This is a genomic window from Pseudanabaena sp. CCNP1317 (assembly GCF_034931345.1).
Lineage (GTDB): Bacteria > Cyanobacteriota > Cyanobacteriia > Pseudanabaenales > Pseudanabaenaceae > Pseudanabaena > Pseudanabaena galeata.
In genome coordinates, this window is record NZ_JAYGIF010000060.1 from 38,939 (window position 1) to 54,469 (window position 15,531).

General features: G+C 39.9%; 15 protein-coding genes and 2 pseudogenes. All 17 read right to left on the bottom strand.

Annotated elements, in window-relative coordinates:
* Window positions 1-180: 180 nt before the first annotated feature.
* The 17 genes and pseudogenes from VB775_RS13085 to VB775_RS13160 all read right to left on the bottom strand — a co-directional run bounded on the left by VB775_RS13085 (window position 181) and on the right by VB775_RS13160 (window position 15,510).
* Window positions 181-2,058: a lipoxygenase family protein gene (locus VB775_RS13085; RefSeq protein ID WP_281007402.1), complete on the bottom strand. Its 1,878-nt coding sequence runs from the start codon at window positions 2,056-2,058 to the stop codon at window positions 181-183.
* 215 nt (window positions 2,059-2,273) lie between these two features.
* Window positions 2,274-2,963, bottom strand: a complete 690-nt coding sequence (locus tag VB775_RS13090) for a response regulator (RefSeq protein ID WP_281007401.1) — start codon at window positions 2,961-2,963, stop codon at window positions 2,274-2,276.
* 77 nt (window positions 2,964-3,040) lie between these two features.
* A complete protein-coding gene (locus tag VB775_RS13095; RefSeq protein WP_281007400.1) occupies window positions 3,041-3,607 on the bottom strand; it encodes a Uma2 family endonuclease in 567 nt (188 codons plus the stop codon).
* An 8-nt stretch (window positions 3,608-3,615) separates the two neighbouring features.
* Window positions 3,616-4,215, bottom strand: coding sequence for a Uma2 family endonuclease (locus VB775_RS13100; RefSeq protein ID WP_281007399.1), 600 nt, complete (start codon window positions 4,213-4,215; stop codon window positions 3,616-3,618).
* Window positions 4,216-4,460: 245 nt separating this feature from the next.
* Window positions 4,461-4,835, bottom strand: a complete 375-nt coding sequence (locus tag VB775_RS13105) for a HEPN domain-containing protein (RefSeq protein ID WP_281007398.1) — start codon at window positions 4,833-4,835, stop codon at window positions 4,461-4,463.
* Window positions 4,832-5,161 (bottom strand): nucleotidyltransferase domain-containing protein, encoded by a 330-nt coding sequence (locus VB775_RS13110; protein ID WP_281007397.1) that lies wholly within the window; start codon window positions 5,159-5,161, stop codon window positions 4,832-4,834. The genes VB775_RS13105 and VB775_RS13110 overlap by 4 nt, the downstream gene beginning before the upstream one ends.
* A 3-nt stretch (window positions 5,162-5,164) precedes the next feature.
* Entirely contained in the window at window positions 5,165-5,434 is a 270-nt protein-coding gene (locus VB775_RS13115; RefSeq protein ID WP_281007396.1) for a type II toxin-antitoxin system RelE family toxin, read from the bottom strand.
* Between the two features lie 14 nt (window positions 5,435-5,448).
* Window positions 5,449-5,664: a hypothetical protein gene (locus tag VB775_RS13120; RefSeq protein WP_281007395.1), complete on the bottom strand. Its 216-nt coding sequence runs from the start codon at window positions 5,662-5,664 to the stop codon at window positions 5,449-5,451.
* A 90-nt stretch (window positions 5,665-5,754) separates the two neighbouring features.
* Window positions 5,755-5,991 (bottom strand): annotated as a pseudogene (locus VB775_RS26475) (type ISP restriction/modification enzyme); the annotation flags it as partial.
* A gap of 19 nt (window positions 5,992-6,010) precedes the next feature.
* Window positions 6,011-6,682: an MAE_28990/MAE_18760 family HEPN-like nuclease gene (locus VB775_RS13125; protein ID WP_281007394.1), complete on the bottom strand. Its 672-nt coding sequence runs from the start codon at window positions 6,680-6,682 to the stop codon at window positions 6,011-6,013.
* Between the two features lie 7 nt (window positions 6,683-6,689).
* A complete protein-coding gene (locus VB775_RS13130; protein ID WP_281007393.1) occupies window positions 6,690-7,835 on the bottom strand; it encodes a DUF262 domain-containing protein in 1,146 nt (381 codons plus the stop codon).
* Between the two features lie 123 nt (window positions 7,836-7,958).
* Window positions 7,959-8,615: pseudogene (locus VB775_RS13135) on the bottom strand (DNA methyltransferase); the annotation flags it as partial.
* A gap of 78 nt (window positions 8,616-8,693) precedes the next feature.
* Window positions 8,694-9,905, bottom strand: a complete 1,212-nt coding sequence (locus VB775_RS13140) for a tetratricopeptide repeat protein (protein WP_281007391.1) — start codon at window positions 9,903-9,905, stop codon at window positions 8,694-8,696.
* Between the two features lie 280 nt (window positions 9,906-10,185).
* Window positions 10,186-10,962 (bottom strand): alpha/beta fold hydrolase, encoded by a 777-nt coding sequence (locus tag VB775_RS13145; RefSeq protein ID WP_281007390.1) that lies wholly within the window; start codon window positions 10,960-10,962, stop codon window positions 10,186-10,188.
* A 300-nt stretch (window positions 10,963-11,262) separates the two neighbouring features.
* A complete protein-coding gene (locus VB775_RS13150; RefSeq protein ID WP_281007389.1) occupies window positions 11,263-13,221 on the bottom strand; it encodes a WD40 repeat domain-containing serine/threonine-protein kinase in 1,959 nt (652 codons plus the stop codon).
* 84 nt (window positions 13,222-13,305) lie between these two features.
* Window positions 13,306-13,857 (bottom strand): CDP-diacylglycerol--glycerol-3-phosphate 3-phosphatidyltransferase, encoded by a 552-nt coding sequence (gene pgsA / locus VB775_RS13155; protein WP_281007388.1) that lies wholly within the window; start codon window positions 13,855-13,857, stop codon window positions 13,306-13,308.
* A 60-nt stretch (window positions 13,858-13,917) separates the two neighbouring features.
* Window positions 13,918-15,510 carry a glycosyltransferase family 39 protein gene (locus VB775_RS13160; protein ID WP_281007387.1) on the bottom strand — a complete coding sequence of 531 codons (1,593 nt, stop codon included), beginning with the start codon at window positions 15,508-15,510 and terminating at the stop codon, window positions 13,918-13,920.
* Window positions 15,511-15,531: the final 21 nt, after the last annotated feature.

Genomic DNA, 15,531 nt, shown 5'->3' on the forward strand with positions numbered 1-15,531 from the left:
GTGTTTGAGAAGTCTCTTATTTTGCGAAAATTTCTGCTTTTACCCCCCTTAATCCCCCCTTGCAAAGGGGGAAAACTCAGATTCTCCTCCTTTGCAAGGGGGAGTTAGAGGGGGTAAAAACTTCTCAAACACGCTCTTAGGTGAATATCTATTTGAGCCAAGCTCGGCTCAATAGATATTTTAGATATTAATGCTTTGGGGAATCCGTGATGGTCTCAAATAGTTATAATCTGCAACCCGTTGTTCATTGCGAGACTTGATCGTAGATTCGATCGCTTTTAACTGATCTTGAAAATCGCGTAAGGGCTGCTGAATGCGATCGTCGCTGAAGTAATCAGTACCATACTCGCCTAAAGTCGTGTAATAAACTGAACCAAGAATATAAGTCATCGTCAGTTGACTCTTAGCTTGATCGATTGGCGGCAACATCGCAAAGAAATCCGCCTCCTTTGCGCCTGTGGTTGTGGTCGGAGCAGGAGCATAGCTCGCTAGAGGTATGGCAGGAGCGTAAGTCATCAAGTCGCTTTGAGGGAAATTCACCGCCGCATGTTGAGCGCTTGCAGTAAAGATCAACATAGTCACGGCACTAACTAAATAATCTATGGTGCGAATCTGTCCACCCTGCCCAAAACTAGTCACGCGACCACCATTGTCAGAGATAATTTCTTGTACCCAAGCTTGCAGTTCAGAATCTCTGATCACATCATCATCCTTGAAGTAATAGATGGATAGATAATTCTTCACCCAAGTAGCGATTGCTTCCCAAACTAATAAAGCATCATCGCGATAGGGATAGTCTGGCAACAAGTTCGGATCATCAACGCCCCTCTTCTTCAGCGCTACAGGCAACATGGCTTCGTCAAAGTTGTAGGTTTTGACTCCACGCACTGACACAGCGCGGGATGTGGCAATACTGCCTGCCAAAAGACTATCAACTGTTCCGCCCGCACTAACTAGTCCCGATTGGGCGGCATCATTGATTGCTAGAGTACCTTGGAAGTGAGGTTTCAGCAAGATATACAAAGGATGATTGCTAGCAAGTTGACGATTAGTGGCGATCGCAAAAGGCTCAATAAATAAATGGGTTCTACCCAAATGGCTAATTAATTGATGGTAATTAGCATCAGCGATCTGGACAACGGTTTTCGCTAATAGCCAGTTGGGTTCATCCCCAGCTTGACGTAAAAAGATGGGATTGGTGTTGGGGTCTTGTCCTAGTTGAATGGCGATCGGCGTAAGGCTATTTTTACCTTTAGGAACCGCAAACAGAGCTAAGGGAGCATTAATGTATTTCTGCTCTCCCTTGGGGAATGTCCCACCTGCGATCGCCGTTAGCTCTGCATAATCAGCTAGATATAAACGTCCAGACGATCCTGCTTCGGCAAGCGAATCATCTGCTAAAACTGTCTTAAATTGCTCTTCAGTTAAAGGGAATTTTGCATCTAAAGTTTTAACCTGTTGAATCATCAGAGGGTTGAACCCAGCAACGCGCAGTCTGGCAAATTCTGAATTGCTCGTGAAATTTTGGCTGATGGCGGGTAACGAAATAACCCAAAAAAGATTGTTGTACTCCTTAATATTTGAGCCTTCAATGTTGGTCGGCTCAGTCTCTAAAAACGTTGGTATTTCTGAAAGTAGCTCTACTATTGCAGAATCTGAATGAGCCATGCTTGCTGCAAGCAAACGCTTAGAGAAGTCCAGTTGCTTGACTTTGCAAACATCCTTGCTCTTCTCTAAGAGCAGGGGATTTGCTCGATCATTTAATAAAACTCTGACCACAACTTTACCAACGAGCAATCCCCAAGATAAGGAGAACCGCTCATTAGTAGGCACTTTTTCTACCATTGGCAAGGAGTCAATGTAGGTGTAGTTGTACTGATAAAGCTGCCTAGCTTGATTTAGTGATGCTTGCCGTTGAGAAATTTCGGGATCATTCTGAGGCAGCAGAGGATATTTACTCGACTTCGATCGCCTTGATATTAAATTGGCTAAGTCTGCTAACTTAGCCGAGAGGAAATTTAATATTCTGGCAACACCATTCAAAAGCGAGAAGATCATGGATGCACCTAAAAATCTGTACATCCATATATAAAACCTGTCAGCTTGAAATAAAGTGAAGTTTTGCTAAGATAAATTTTTTACAGCGCTTTGCGCTCAAAACCAAACCAAGAAAATTTTTGAAAGCGTTGCAAAGCAACGCTTTCAAAAATTTTCTTGTGGTTCGTTTGATCGATAATTGCTGTAAGTTGAGCTTTATCGCGATCTCAAAAAATTTATTTAACTAGCCCTGCTCTCAGAGCGCGAACTGCTGCTTGGGTGCGATCGTCAGCACATAGCTTATTCAAAATATTCCGCACATGGGTTTTCACCGTGCCAACCGTAATATAAAGTCGCTCGGCAATTTCAGCATTGCTATTACCATTTACGATCTCAGACAGTACTTCTAGCTCCCGCTCAGTCAGGGGTGTTGCTTGCAAAACTTGTTTGTAATCAGCCTCTGCTGCATCAATTTCCACAGTTGCCTCGCGGCGACGTACCTGCTGCAAGACAATACTAGCGATCGCAGGGTCAATCCATGAGTTACCCTCGGCAGTTAGCTTCAGCGCTTGCACTAGATTTTCAGAACTAATATCTTTGATGCAATAGGAATCTGCACCTGCGGCAAAGGCGGCTAATACTGTTTCTTGGCTATCGGTGAGGGTAAGAATCAAAACTTTAGTGGCGCGACCTGCGTCGGTAGCCGCCGCCTTAATTTGGCGGGTTACTTCCACGCCATCCATATCAGGCAAGCCCAAATCGACGATCGCTACATCAGGTTGTTGGCTGTTTACCATTGACACGCCTTCTGCGCCTGTGGCAGCTTCACCAACAAACACAAGATCGACTTGCTGTTGCAAAGCGATCTTCATGCCCATGCGGGTTAGGTCATGGTCTTCTATTAGGACAACACGAATCGAACTCATAAGCACTTGTGCAGGTTATGCATGGTCTGTATTGATACAAGAATCTCACAGAAAGGGGCAATAAAATCAAAAACCCCCTAAAAAGCAACATCTTCATACAGATCTAGAAATTTGCCTTCAAAGTTGATGCTCGATAGCTGGAATTTGTCTTGCTCTCCAGAATATGATTTTAAAAACCAAATTCCTTCTTCATTGCGGCGAAAGCAATCAAGGCGCTGACGTTTTGTGTTGACTAGGACATATTCTTCGAGGCTCTCTAGCTGTTGGTAATCTGCAAATTTATCACCTCTATCAAATCCCTCGGTAGACTTTGATAGAACTTCGATAATTAGCTTGGGAAATCTCTTTTGATTTTGCGATTGGGTATCTCTAGGATCGCAAGTTACCATGACATCTGGATAATAAAAACGATTTAACGAATCTATTCTCGTTTTCATGTCAGACATATAGACTCGACAATTCTTGCCGCGCAAATGATTGCGGATTACAAAAGCCATGTTTAAGGCGATCGTAACGTGAGGATCGTTTGCGTCAGCCATGGCATAAACATATCCATCGATATATTCGTGCTTAATTTCGCTCTGCTCCTCCATTGCGAGATATTCGTCTGGAGTTATGTAATCAAACTTGGGTATGGCGATCATAATTTACCTCATGAAATGGGAGGGAGGATCGAAGTTAAAGCGATCGCAAAATCAGGAAATGCTAAAAGAGAAGCTTGGCTTGGCTCAGTAAGAATAAGATGCTCGGTGTAGCCCGTAGGTGTTGGTTTACGAAAGATATGCAGTTGACGTTTTTGGGGAGCTAGAACCCAGTAGTCAGCGATACCAGCCTTAGCATAGAGTTTATCTTTGATTTCACAATCCTGTTTTAGTGTGGAGTCGGCAACTTCTACGACAAGATAAATTTGCTCAGGACTTGGATGTTGTTCCACATAATCTAGAACTGTCCCTTGGGCGATCGCTAAATCTGGTTCTGGTTCTGAAAAATCATCTAAATGAATAGGGTCTTGGGTGCGAACTAATGCTGAAGTGCCGAGGCGATCTCGCAAAACATTGGCAAGTAAATGTAATGATGTGACGTGGGGCGTTCCTTTGGCTGCCATTATGGTGATTTGCCCAGCAATTAGTTCGGTGCGTTCGTCAATGAGAAGTCCTAACTCACTGATGCGATGGTAGTCCTGTACTGTCCAACGCTTGAGATTTTTTGGTTCTAAGGTGATGACTGCTTGGGGGACGCTTGCACTAGTCATGATCGTAGACAGTCAGTAGTATTTAACATCTCTTATTTTATACTTTTTATACCTTTATAGTGAAGGGCGATCGCCATACTTTTCTTGTCTAGCAATGTAAGGTTTGCTTAGGACATAAAACCCAAAAGATTAGTGGCGGCGCTTCGCGCCGCCACTAATCTTTTGGGTTTTGATTTGTCCTAGCTGTCTCTTGCATTGCTATAGCTTTCGTTTGAGTTCGTTAGGTATTGATTAATTTAGCGTTATTACTGTTTCAATACTTTCTCTACTTCAACTATGAAATCTTTTGCTTTTTCTAAAATTGTTTCTGCTTCTGCTAATGTGCCAGTAAAGTCTGCGTTATAGTCGCTCAATTGTCTTAGCTCATAGGCATCGCTTAAGATTTTTGACCAAACTGAAGAGAATTGACCTGTTTTCACAAAGTGCTGACTAAACAGGCGAATTGTTCCTTTATGGGTCGAAACATCTAAATCTTTAGATAGCAATAAGGCTTGAATTGCATAGTACATAGAGTAATAGGAACGAGACAGACAGGTGCGATAATGTCCTCGTTCGAGCAACAGTTTCGCTATGTCTAGTTCTTCTAAGGCTAAGGAGAGTAGCTTTTTGAATTCACTCATAATTCGATTCCTTCTTTTCGGATGTTTCGTAACAAAGCAACATTTCTTGTATGGAAATCTTCTTCGGACATGGGAATAATAGAAACAAGTTCATCCTGTTCTAATAGCATTTTTACGCGCAGTTCTGACATATTTAAAATTTCTTGGAACTGGGAAACGGGGCTTTTAAGAACGGCTAGTAAGTCAATATCTGAGTCGGGATTTGCTTCGCCTCTGGCGTGGGAACCAAATAGAATTAACTTAACAAGGCGATCGCCATAAAGCTCTTGCAACTCTCGCTTGAGTTCGTTAAGTATTGGAGTAATGCTCGTTAAAGTAGTAGTCATTTTCTAAGGGAAGTAGCGATAAAATTCTTTGCGGTGTAATGTGCGAATGACTTCTACTGTGTTATCTGAAATTTCTATGCCAATGCGATAGTCACCTACTCGAATACGATAACGTGTTGAATATCCTTGCATGGCTTTAATGTTCGGGAGTTCCTGTAAGTTCTGAGCTTCAGGCAAAGTTGTAAAGGCAATTTCATAGATGCGTTGATATACTGATGAGCCTTTCAGGTTTTTGAGATCTTTTAAAAATGACTGGCGATACTTTACTTCCATTTTAGTCTTCCAATCTAATCATCTAAAAAGGCTAGAGCTTCGGTACGGGAGTAAAGAGGGGTATTTTTATCTTCATCCATTGCTTTATTGAGGCAATAATCTTCTATAGCTTCGCTAAGGTCTTCTAGAGAGGCGTTATCGATGGGTAGGAGTTGCCGCCAAATTGCGATGGGGATGACAACGGCGGTGGGCTGTCCTTCTTTGTTAGTCAGATATTCAAGGTCTAGCATGATTAACTCTCTTGTTGATGGTTTTGTGTAAACTTTCTTTTATTTTATAACTTTAGCTATGGGCGATCGCTTAGTCATATATCTACATAGTCATGAGAATGGAAAGCCTCCATGTTTGGTAATGATTTGATCAATATCGCTCATGATCTCGATGGTTTCACCCAAGATGGAGATGATATTTTGATAATGAACGAGATCGTCAAAGCTGAGTTCTCTTCCTTTGCGGTCTTTTAGCCATTTCTGACAGACTTGATAGCCGCCGGTGTAGAAGTTCCAAATGTGGTTGGGGATGTTGGCGAAATACTGCTCAGAGTGAATCCAAATTTTTAGCCTACAGAAATATTGTTTACTGCAAAAATGTTTTTCTTTCTAAACCATCTAGCATTTTTACCCTAATCTCGTACATTAAGTCTACTACAAGATTTCTGAAGCGCATGTATACACTTTGATTAACTTTTCCTTCAGAAACTAAATCACCTCCGTGCGCTACAGTATTTCTTAATCTCAAAAATGAATCCATTGAGCTTTTTAAGTTAGGATTTGGATGTTTGTAATCTTTCCAATGTTCGGGAAACTGTTCAAGGGAGAACGTTTTAAGCAATTTATTCAATACACTAAAACTAACGTTACTCTGAGTATTGACAACCCTTGAGATAGGTTGACTTCTTTCATTATGAAATGTCTTAATATCTCTAAAGAATCTTATTTTTTGCTTGTCTTTATTTGGATATTCTCTGAATTGCTTAAATGAACTTTCCATATGATGAATTACTATGTCATCAGAGAAATCATAAAATTCAATATCAATTTTATTAAGTTCATCAATATAAAGGTTAAAAGCTGTTTGTACAAATCCTTCCCATATGGCATATATCATTGATATAGATTGTGTTGCGAATATTTCTTGATGTTTTATAGACAAGGAATATCGTTTAGTAAAAATGGCTCTTTCAATTTCAAAAAGAACAGTTAATCTCTCTTCAATTGCTTCTTGTACTGCTACATCAAAATCGTCCATAGTAGATTTATGATCCAAAAATTTCATTAGCCCTTTTAAGACGATTTCTTATCCTACTCCTGCTATTAGATGCAGAGCCAGAGTATCTTTTAAAACTTTCATCTCGCTTTAATGCATCAATTTTTGATTTTAATGAATCTAGATTAGATGCATACTTTTCTAGATTTTGTGCAAGTCCAATTAATACACCTTCAAAATTTGCTGGAACAAAAAGTCCACCCTCATTTCTAAATACTTTGTCATCTTCTAACCTACTAATCAGTTCTAAGCATTGCATAAAGGTAGACTCGTACAAATCATAGTCAAAATGATCGTTTTCTACAGTTTTCTTCATAAAATTATTTAGAAAGTTTTCTGTGTTTTCATTGATATTGTCTACATTGTTATAAAATGCAAAAAATCTTAGGATTAACTCCTGATCGTACAATTCATTCAGTTTGCCGCGACTTAACTGCGTTAAATTTTTGAAAACTTGTTTCTGACTAATGCTTAGTAAAAGCTCATTAAGCTTAGGATTTATGCCTCTATATATAGCGTTTCTAATTTCTTGTGGAGTTAGTTTTGAACCACCAGAGTTAAGACGCTTAAACAACTCATACTTCATAGAAGTATTACTTTCTCCTCTTAGTATCTCAACTCTACAGACCGCTCTTTTTAAATTGATCTTGAGATTTACTGGAAGATTATCAATGTTGAAACCGTCTAAGCTCTTTATCAGTCCTCCCTCTGCCAATGTCCACTTATTACTTATATCAGCAGCTTTCTCAGATTCTTCTTCAACCTCATCCTCTACTTCATTATTTTCTTGGTTATAGTGAATCTCTGAAACTTTGATATCCAAGTCACCAAAAAAGCTGATGAAAGTAGAAACACGCTGCAATCCATCAACTAATTCCCAAACACCATCTTTATCTTCAGCAACAAAGATTGGAGGAATAGGAATTGATAGCAAAATAGACTCTATAAGAGCAGTCTTTTGTTTGTGACTCCATCGAAATAGCCTTTGATATTCAGGTCTAATAATAAGTTCTTTATTTTTGTAAAGGTTAATTAATTCTCCAAAAGATATATCAAGCCTATCGGATGAAAGTCTTTTTCTTTCATCCGAAACTGCTTTTTCGAGCAATGCAATTTTATCTTCAATATTTTCCATTTTTTATTTTAGGTATTTTTGTATTATCTTATAGCATCCTATCTAAATCTGGTTAAAAGTACTTTCGCTTACTTAAGGATGATTGACTCCAACATTTCTCATCTACTCTCTTCAAAACTACAACAAACCATAGCAAATCGTCTGAGCATACATATCCGCAAACTGCTCCCCCGTCAAATCGCGAATCAACACCGCACGAAAAGACTCTAACTGCTGTCGCAACATCCCACCGCGATCGCTATCATTCAAAGCCGTATTAATCGCATCCCTAATCAATTGTGCCAAAGCCGCCATCCTTTTCGCTAAAGCTCTGGGAGTCGTGACTTGCACAACCTTAGTTAATAAAAACTGTCGCAAAAGTTGATCAACCTGTGCAATCCAATCATGATCAGGCTTAATTTTCTTTTGCTTATCAAAAGTAGCGATCGCCGCCGATAGCCGTAACTCCCCACCCACATACCACCGAAATTCTAAATGATCCGTTAAAATCAAATTCCCTAATGCATTAAAATAACGCTGCATTTGGTTCTTCTTTTCCAAACTCTTCAGCGAAATTCCAACATCCTTAGCCTCAAGATGTCCAACCTCTAACGCCCCCTGTCCAATCCAAAAATCTGGCGCACCGCAAGCAATCCGTTTCGGCTCATTCACCGCCAAAATGTCACTACCAAAAGACTCTAACAATCTCTTCAACGCAGGACGATAGGTATGCTCTGTCGCATTCCCCTTTTGATAAATTTGCGTCACTTCTTGCAAATAAGCTTGAATTTGATTAGTCATCGTCTTTTGGGATTGGCTAATCTCAGGATACCAGATAAAATTCTGATATTTTTAGTTGATATACTACCAGAACGATAGTTAAAAACTACCCCGCATGACCTGATTGAGCATAGATTCAACCTGTGAAGCAAGCTGAGTATGACTCATCCCCAATTGATCTAAGACACTGAGGGATAATTCTAGCGATCGCAAAGACTTGCCTTGATATTGATATTGAAACTGCGAATTACTGCATAGCTGGTAGAGACAAGCCAAATCGTATAGAGATCTAGCATAATCAAGCATCATTCCGAATTGCTCAAAAGCGATAGAAGCATCAATTAATGAGTCTTCCGCCGTTTCGATCGCATCTTCATCGAGACTATCTAAACCATCGAGAAGTCGATATACATAAATACGTCCTCGGAGATGTTTGGCGATCGCAATTCCCCTCAGATATTGATAATCTCGGAAACGAGGTAATACATTTACTCTAATGCAGATTAGACTTTCTTCAATTTGGCGATCGCCCAGCAAAGCTTCGGCTAAATCACAGTATAAATAACCAATTTCAATGGTATCAACAGGCTCTTTGAGTAAAGAGATGCCATCTTTGATCATTTCAATTGCCGTTTGCCACTGAGATTCGGCGATCGCCACTTTCGCTAGACCTTTAAGCGCTTGTAAACGCAAAAAGTTATCGGAATTAGCCAATGCAATATCGAGCGTACTTTGAAAAAGATTAGCGGCTTGATTGATATCCCCCGATGTTAAATACAATTGTCCTAAGTAGGTGTAGCTTTTAGCAATCGCACATTCATCTTCTATTTCTAGGCGTACAGATAGCGATCGCTCAAAACTCATAAGAGCCGATTGCAGATCATTTACACGTAAATAATATTGTCCGATTGCGTCATCAATGAGAGCCTGCCCTTGCTGACTACTGCGATAAGATTGATGAGCCGTTTGTAGAATATGTAAAACATCGCTCAATTCCCCCATTTCAAGCGCCAGAACTGAACGCACATACAGTAAGTAAGCTTCCTGTTCGGGATCGCGATCTGGATGCTGAGTTAATGCTTCCCCCGCTTGTTGCACAAGAACTTGCGCTCTCTGCAATGATTCTAATTGTTTTGTGGCTATTAGCTCTACAGCAAGATCTAGTAAAACCCTTATGGTTGTGCTAGAGTCTCTCTCCACATTTTCGCCAGTGGTCGTATTTTGAAGACATTGTTCAAAATAGGCGATCGCTAGGGTGCGATCCTGTTGACGCAGATGCTGACCTTGAATCAGAAATTCAGCTAATTTCATGAGAAACTCCAAAATTATGCGTGTAAGTCACCTACTTCTAGGCTTCACACTCCATAAATAATATCGTACCCAAAATCATCTATTCCAAAATCACCCATCAGCTCAGAAAATCAATTTGTTCTCAGCACCTTCAGCGATGGGAACAACAAATAATGAGAATTGATACAGGTTATTGAGGTTTAAGTAGTACATAAATATCTTTAAAAGCCTTGCAATGCAAGGCTTTTAAAGATATTTATGTTTTTTAAGTCAGTGCTTTATACGGATAAAATTCAGTTCATTATGAGTTTCTACTAAGTTCAATTTGCTGTTTAGTGGAAACAACCTGACTGAGAGCTAAAGAATTCCAGAAAGAACGAATTTGATTGCTGACGGATTGCCACTGTGAGTAATGAAAAAAATGTTTGCCCTGCTCGCTCAACCAAAGGCGATCGCTATCTTTAAGATGCAATCTCCATTTTTGGTAGGCATTTGCACCACCGCCACCAATCACATAGTCATCTAATGCGCCACAAACCAACATTGGGACAGTAATCGGCATGGGAGCAATATAGGTGGGTGCATAGAGAGAATGGGGGATTAGGGAATTATCAAGATCTTGCTTGAGTAGGTTAGCCAACCACTGCAACATCTCTTGGTCACGATAACCAAATAGATAAAAGGCTGTCCGCATCAGCATTGTTTCCCGACTACAACTTATTAACTGGCGCTGCTCGTAGTAGTGACTATGCCAGCTAGTTGCTAAGTTAACCCCCACTGACAATAAAGTAAGCGATCGCACCTGTTCAGGATATTGCTTGGCATAGAGCCAACCGACTAAGCCCGCTATGCCATGCCCAACCAAATGCACTTTTTCTTCGCAGGTTTGTAAGTATTCATGGAGAGATGCGATCGCCAAATTGAGATCGATGGGTTCGTCAGGATTTTGGCAATATTCCCATTGGGCGAGCGTATATTGACGCGACAGCGATCGGAGTAGCTGTAAATCGAAACGACGTAAGGATTGACTGGTGCAAATGCCGACAACTTGAGGCGAGGTGGACTGTCTAAAGGTCATATTTTTATTGATATTAATTTTTATTAAATTAGAGTCAGCCTATAAATAATTTCTAAGGATGTAAATAAGAAAGAATTGAGTGATAGTTCTCGCTCTTACTAAAATCTGTTTCAGCAATCCCTGTAAAAAACGCATTCTATCACCCAATCCTACCAACGCATTTGAACTATGTGTAATGAAGCGTGCTGAGTCAAGCCGCATCAGAACTTAATTGGCACTGTAACACTATTGAATATAATTATCAATAGTAAAACCAAAAAAATAAAAACGGTGCGACGCACCGTTTTTATTTTTTTGGTTTTACTTAGCTTGCAATTGCCAAACCTTGACGAGGCGATCAGCGCCACCACTGACTAAAGTGGCATCCTTAGGGCTAAAACTGAGGGATAAAACAGGAGCTTCATGCTGACTGAGAATTTGCATGGTTTTACCCGTCTTCACATCCCAGATCTGAATTGTTTTATCTACACCGCCAGAGGCGATCGCACTGCCATCTCGGTTAAAGGCTATCGTTAAGACACCACCTGTATGACCTGATAGAGTACGCAGGAGTTTGCCCGTGCTTGCATCCCAGATTTTTACAGTTTGGTCTTGGCTGCTACTAGCCAGCAGCTTACCATCGGGACTATAGGCGATCGCATTTACAGGTGCATTATGTCCCGCAATATTTAGAACTCGCCGGCCTGTCTTCACATCCCAAAGTTTAATAGTTTTATCAAAACTAGCACTAGCGAATTGCTTGCCATCAGGAGCAAAAGCTACAGATACAACTTTGTCTTGATGTCCCTCAAAAGTTTGCAATAGCTCACCTCTACGCCAATCCCAAAGCTTGATCGTTCTATCAGCACTGGCGCTAATTAAGGTGTTGCCATTCGGGCTATAGTCAACACTGAAGACCTGTCCATCATGGGCTTCAATGTTCCGAACTGGTTTGCCACTGCGGAAGTTCCATAACTTTATCGATTTATCAATACAGGCAATTGCGAAGGTATTGCCGTTAGGATGCACGGCGATCGCATTAATTCCAGAGACTGAGCCGAGGTGATTGGATAAAGTTCCAAAGGACTGATTATCTCTTACATTCCATAGGCGTAAAGTGCGATCGTAACTACCACTCGCAAAACTGAATCCATTGGGAAAGAAGGCGACGGCTCTAACCCAACCTTTATGCCCTGTCAGGCTCAGCCGTAATTGATAATTAGAAGTGATGGTTGGAGTCGGTACGGTAACCGTAGGGGTCGGTTTGGGAGTGGAGGAAAACTTAGGCAAGTATTGAGAGAAGTGAATCGCACCCCAACTAATTCCTGCTAAGCAAACTAGAGCGATCGCCCAACGATTAGTATTCTGATTGAGGGTAAAAGTGGGCATCTGGAAATCATCAGACCCTTGCTGCATAGGTAAATTATCGAGTTCATAGAGAACTTCCTGTGCAGTCTGATATCGATCTTCAGGATGGTGCTTAACCATGCGATTGAGAATGAGCATTAGTTCAGGACGAATTGCTGAACCCATTTGCCAGTCTAATAAATTTAGGTCTTCACGGCGAACTAGTTGACTAGGATGTAAACCTGTAAGTAATTGAATTGCTGTTAAACCAAGGGCATAGATATCACAACTAGGTGTAAAGTGTCCAAGAGCTTGCTCAAAGGGCATATAGCTCGGTGTACCAAGAACGACTCCATTTTGAGCAGCCGTTGCATAAATGCCTTTGAGAACGGCAAAATTAGTCAGCACAAAATGTTGATCACTACTATTCCCTCCTTGATAACTACCCTGACGATCTTTCCGCCGAATTAAATTTCGAGGACAGATATCTCCATGCACCATATTGGAACTATGGGCAATATGCAGACTGGTTAACAATTGTCTGAGGAATTGAACTAGCTCTGACTCACTGTAGAGCTTACCTGTAGAAATTTCATCACTGAGACGAATTCCATCGATCGCTTCTTCTACGATATAAAATTCCTCCTCTTGTTCAAAATAGGTTGTGATTTTGGGGAAGTCGGCACTGCGATCGCTAAGTTGCTGTAATTTAGGAACTTGATTGCGAAATAGCGATCGCGCCCAGTCAAGTTGCAGATTAGTTTTATTAATCAGACAAAAACTTTTAGCGATCCATCGGGGCATTTCCTCAGCCACGGTATCTTCGACTAAGTAGGTTTGCCCATAGGTGTCATCGGCGATCGTCTGCACAACTCGAAAGCGTCCGCCTAACAGATTACCAAACGCCTTACCCATTGTTGGTGATGTCGCCATGAGAACCTTACTCCAACCGCAACTCATTTAATTATAATCCAATGCGCGGTCTTGCCAACAGCAAGACCGCGCATTGGATTATAACTAGTCCTTTGATGCTGGCACAACATAGAGAATGCCAGAAATTAACGTAAGTGCGACTGCAATCCAGAAAAAGGCGATCGCATAGGGAATTTTGACCAATAAAGCGGCGATCGCCACGATTTGCATCACAGTTTTCGCCTTTCCCCAAAAATTAGCGCCAATAATTTGCGGTTTACCAACTTCGCCAGAAGTCTCCTGACTAGATGCACTCGGCGCACCACGCCAAGCCGTAATCAATAGCTCTCGCGTAATAATTAAAAACACTGCCCAAGCGGGAACTTGACCAAGTTCGATAAATAATAAGAATAAGGCGATCGTCAGGACTTTATCCACAAGGGGATCAAGGAATTTGCCAAGTTCAGTTATTTGATTAAGTTTTCTTGCTAAATACCCATCCAGCCAATCAGTAATTGCGGCGATGATAAATACACTTAAAGCAATTAATCGGCTAAGTTCGCTATCTTGCCAAAGAAATAGTCCAAAAATAATCGGGACAGCAATTAATCTCGATAGAGTTACCCAAGTAGGCAATGTAATGTTTGATGAGAACATTAGTTATAAATTTAGTAAACCCTACTATTATTACTCTCAATCAACCAATTTTAATTTTTTCTATCTTGGCTTCAAATACCAAAGATTTTCAGAACAGCATTCATTGTCACGATCATCGAAGATTAGTTGTGGTTCATACTTTGTTTTTTCGGTATCTATTAACGAATCGGAATCACCACCATATATAAAAATTGATTTAGAACTTTCTGAAAGTCTTTCTCTAGCATCACCAACCATTTGAAATTGAGAATCAGGCTTTAGCCTATAACTAAGATTAATAATTCCAATGAGATTGTTTGAATATTTGGCATTCGTAATAACAAGAGGATTGTCATATTTATTAATCATATTGGCTAGGGCTATTCCATTTCTATAGGTTGCTTGGTTGAAGGACTGCTCAGATTGGGAAATAGAAATACAAGATAATAGACCAAGTAATATTAATAAAGTAATAACTATTTGCCCAGATATTCTAATCCGTTTAGATAAATAATTTGTACATCTGTAAAATAAATATGTTAGGGATAGATGAATTCCTAGGTAAGGGGCTATAAAATATCGAGAGGCTCCAGAACGTGCTGCACCACCATTAAGAAGGTCTGGCAAAAGTATCGAGGCAATAGTGACACCTATAATACTAAACACAAATATAGAAATCGATTTAGGGGCTTTAACCCACAAAAAATACAGAGAAAATATTGTAATAATTATCAAAAAGAAGGTTAAATAACTATAGCCTTTCCCAATATCAAAAAATACATCTCTAAAATTATTAAAAATACCTTTAAGTAAATTTAAAGAACCAATTTTTTCTGAAGACCATCCAGTTGCATTGTTAATTACCTTTAATTTGGATATTATTACCAATAGCCAAGGAATAAATAACAGTATACCAACAAGCATTGAAACCAAGTAGAACTTTGTAACTTTATTCAGTTGAAATCTTTGCATTAAAAGAATATAAATTCCATGACTAACAAAAACTAATATTGAGAATAAAAAGGTGTAGAGGCTAAGAACAACAGAGATAGCATAAGCAGACCAACTAAGTTTTGTATTTAGTCTCGCCGCTCTTAGAAGCAAAGTACTAGATAAAGTAATACTAAGAATCCACAAGGCAGGAGGTCTAGCTTCTTGAGCATAGACTAAATGAAAGGGGGAAACTGCTACCATTGCTAATGCAATTAATCCTATATACTTTGATCTAAATAACTCAATACATAAACAGTATAAACAAACTAAAGATAGTAGACTTACAAAAACAGAAAAGCTTCTAATGACTACAACACTATTTCCAAAACTGCCAAAAAATTGTATCCAAAGACGTGCTAATACAAAATATACAGGAACGTGCTGTGGTTCTTCAGATATCAATCCTTGTACAGTGGCAAACATATCCGAAGTGGATCTGGGTTGTTGATAAACCAAAAGATCCGAAATACTTAGTATTGATTTGTTGGTAAGGTTTTGGATAGCTTCTACATAACTAGAACCTGCCATGCGCAGAGATGTAACAATTTCATCGCCCCAGTACACACGATGATCAATATGAATACATCGAATTACAATACCTAAAATAATGACAACGATCAGAAAAATATAAAGCCAATTATTTTCTGAATACTTCAGCTTTCCAAGTTTAGTGTTTAGCATGAAAATTTGTATCCTATATTT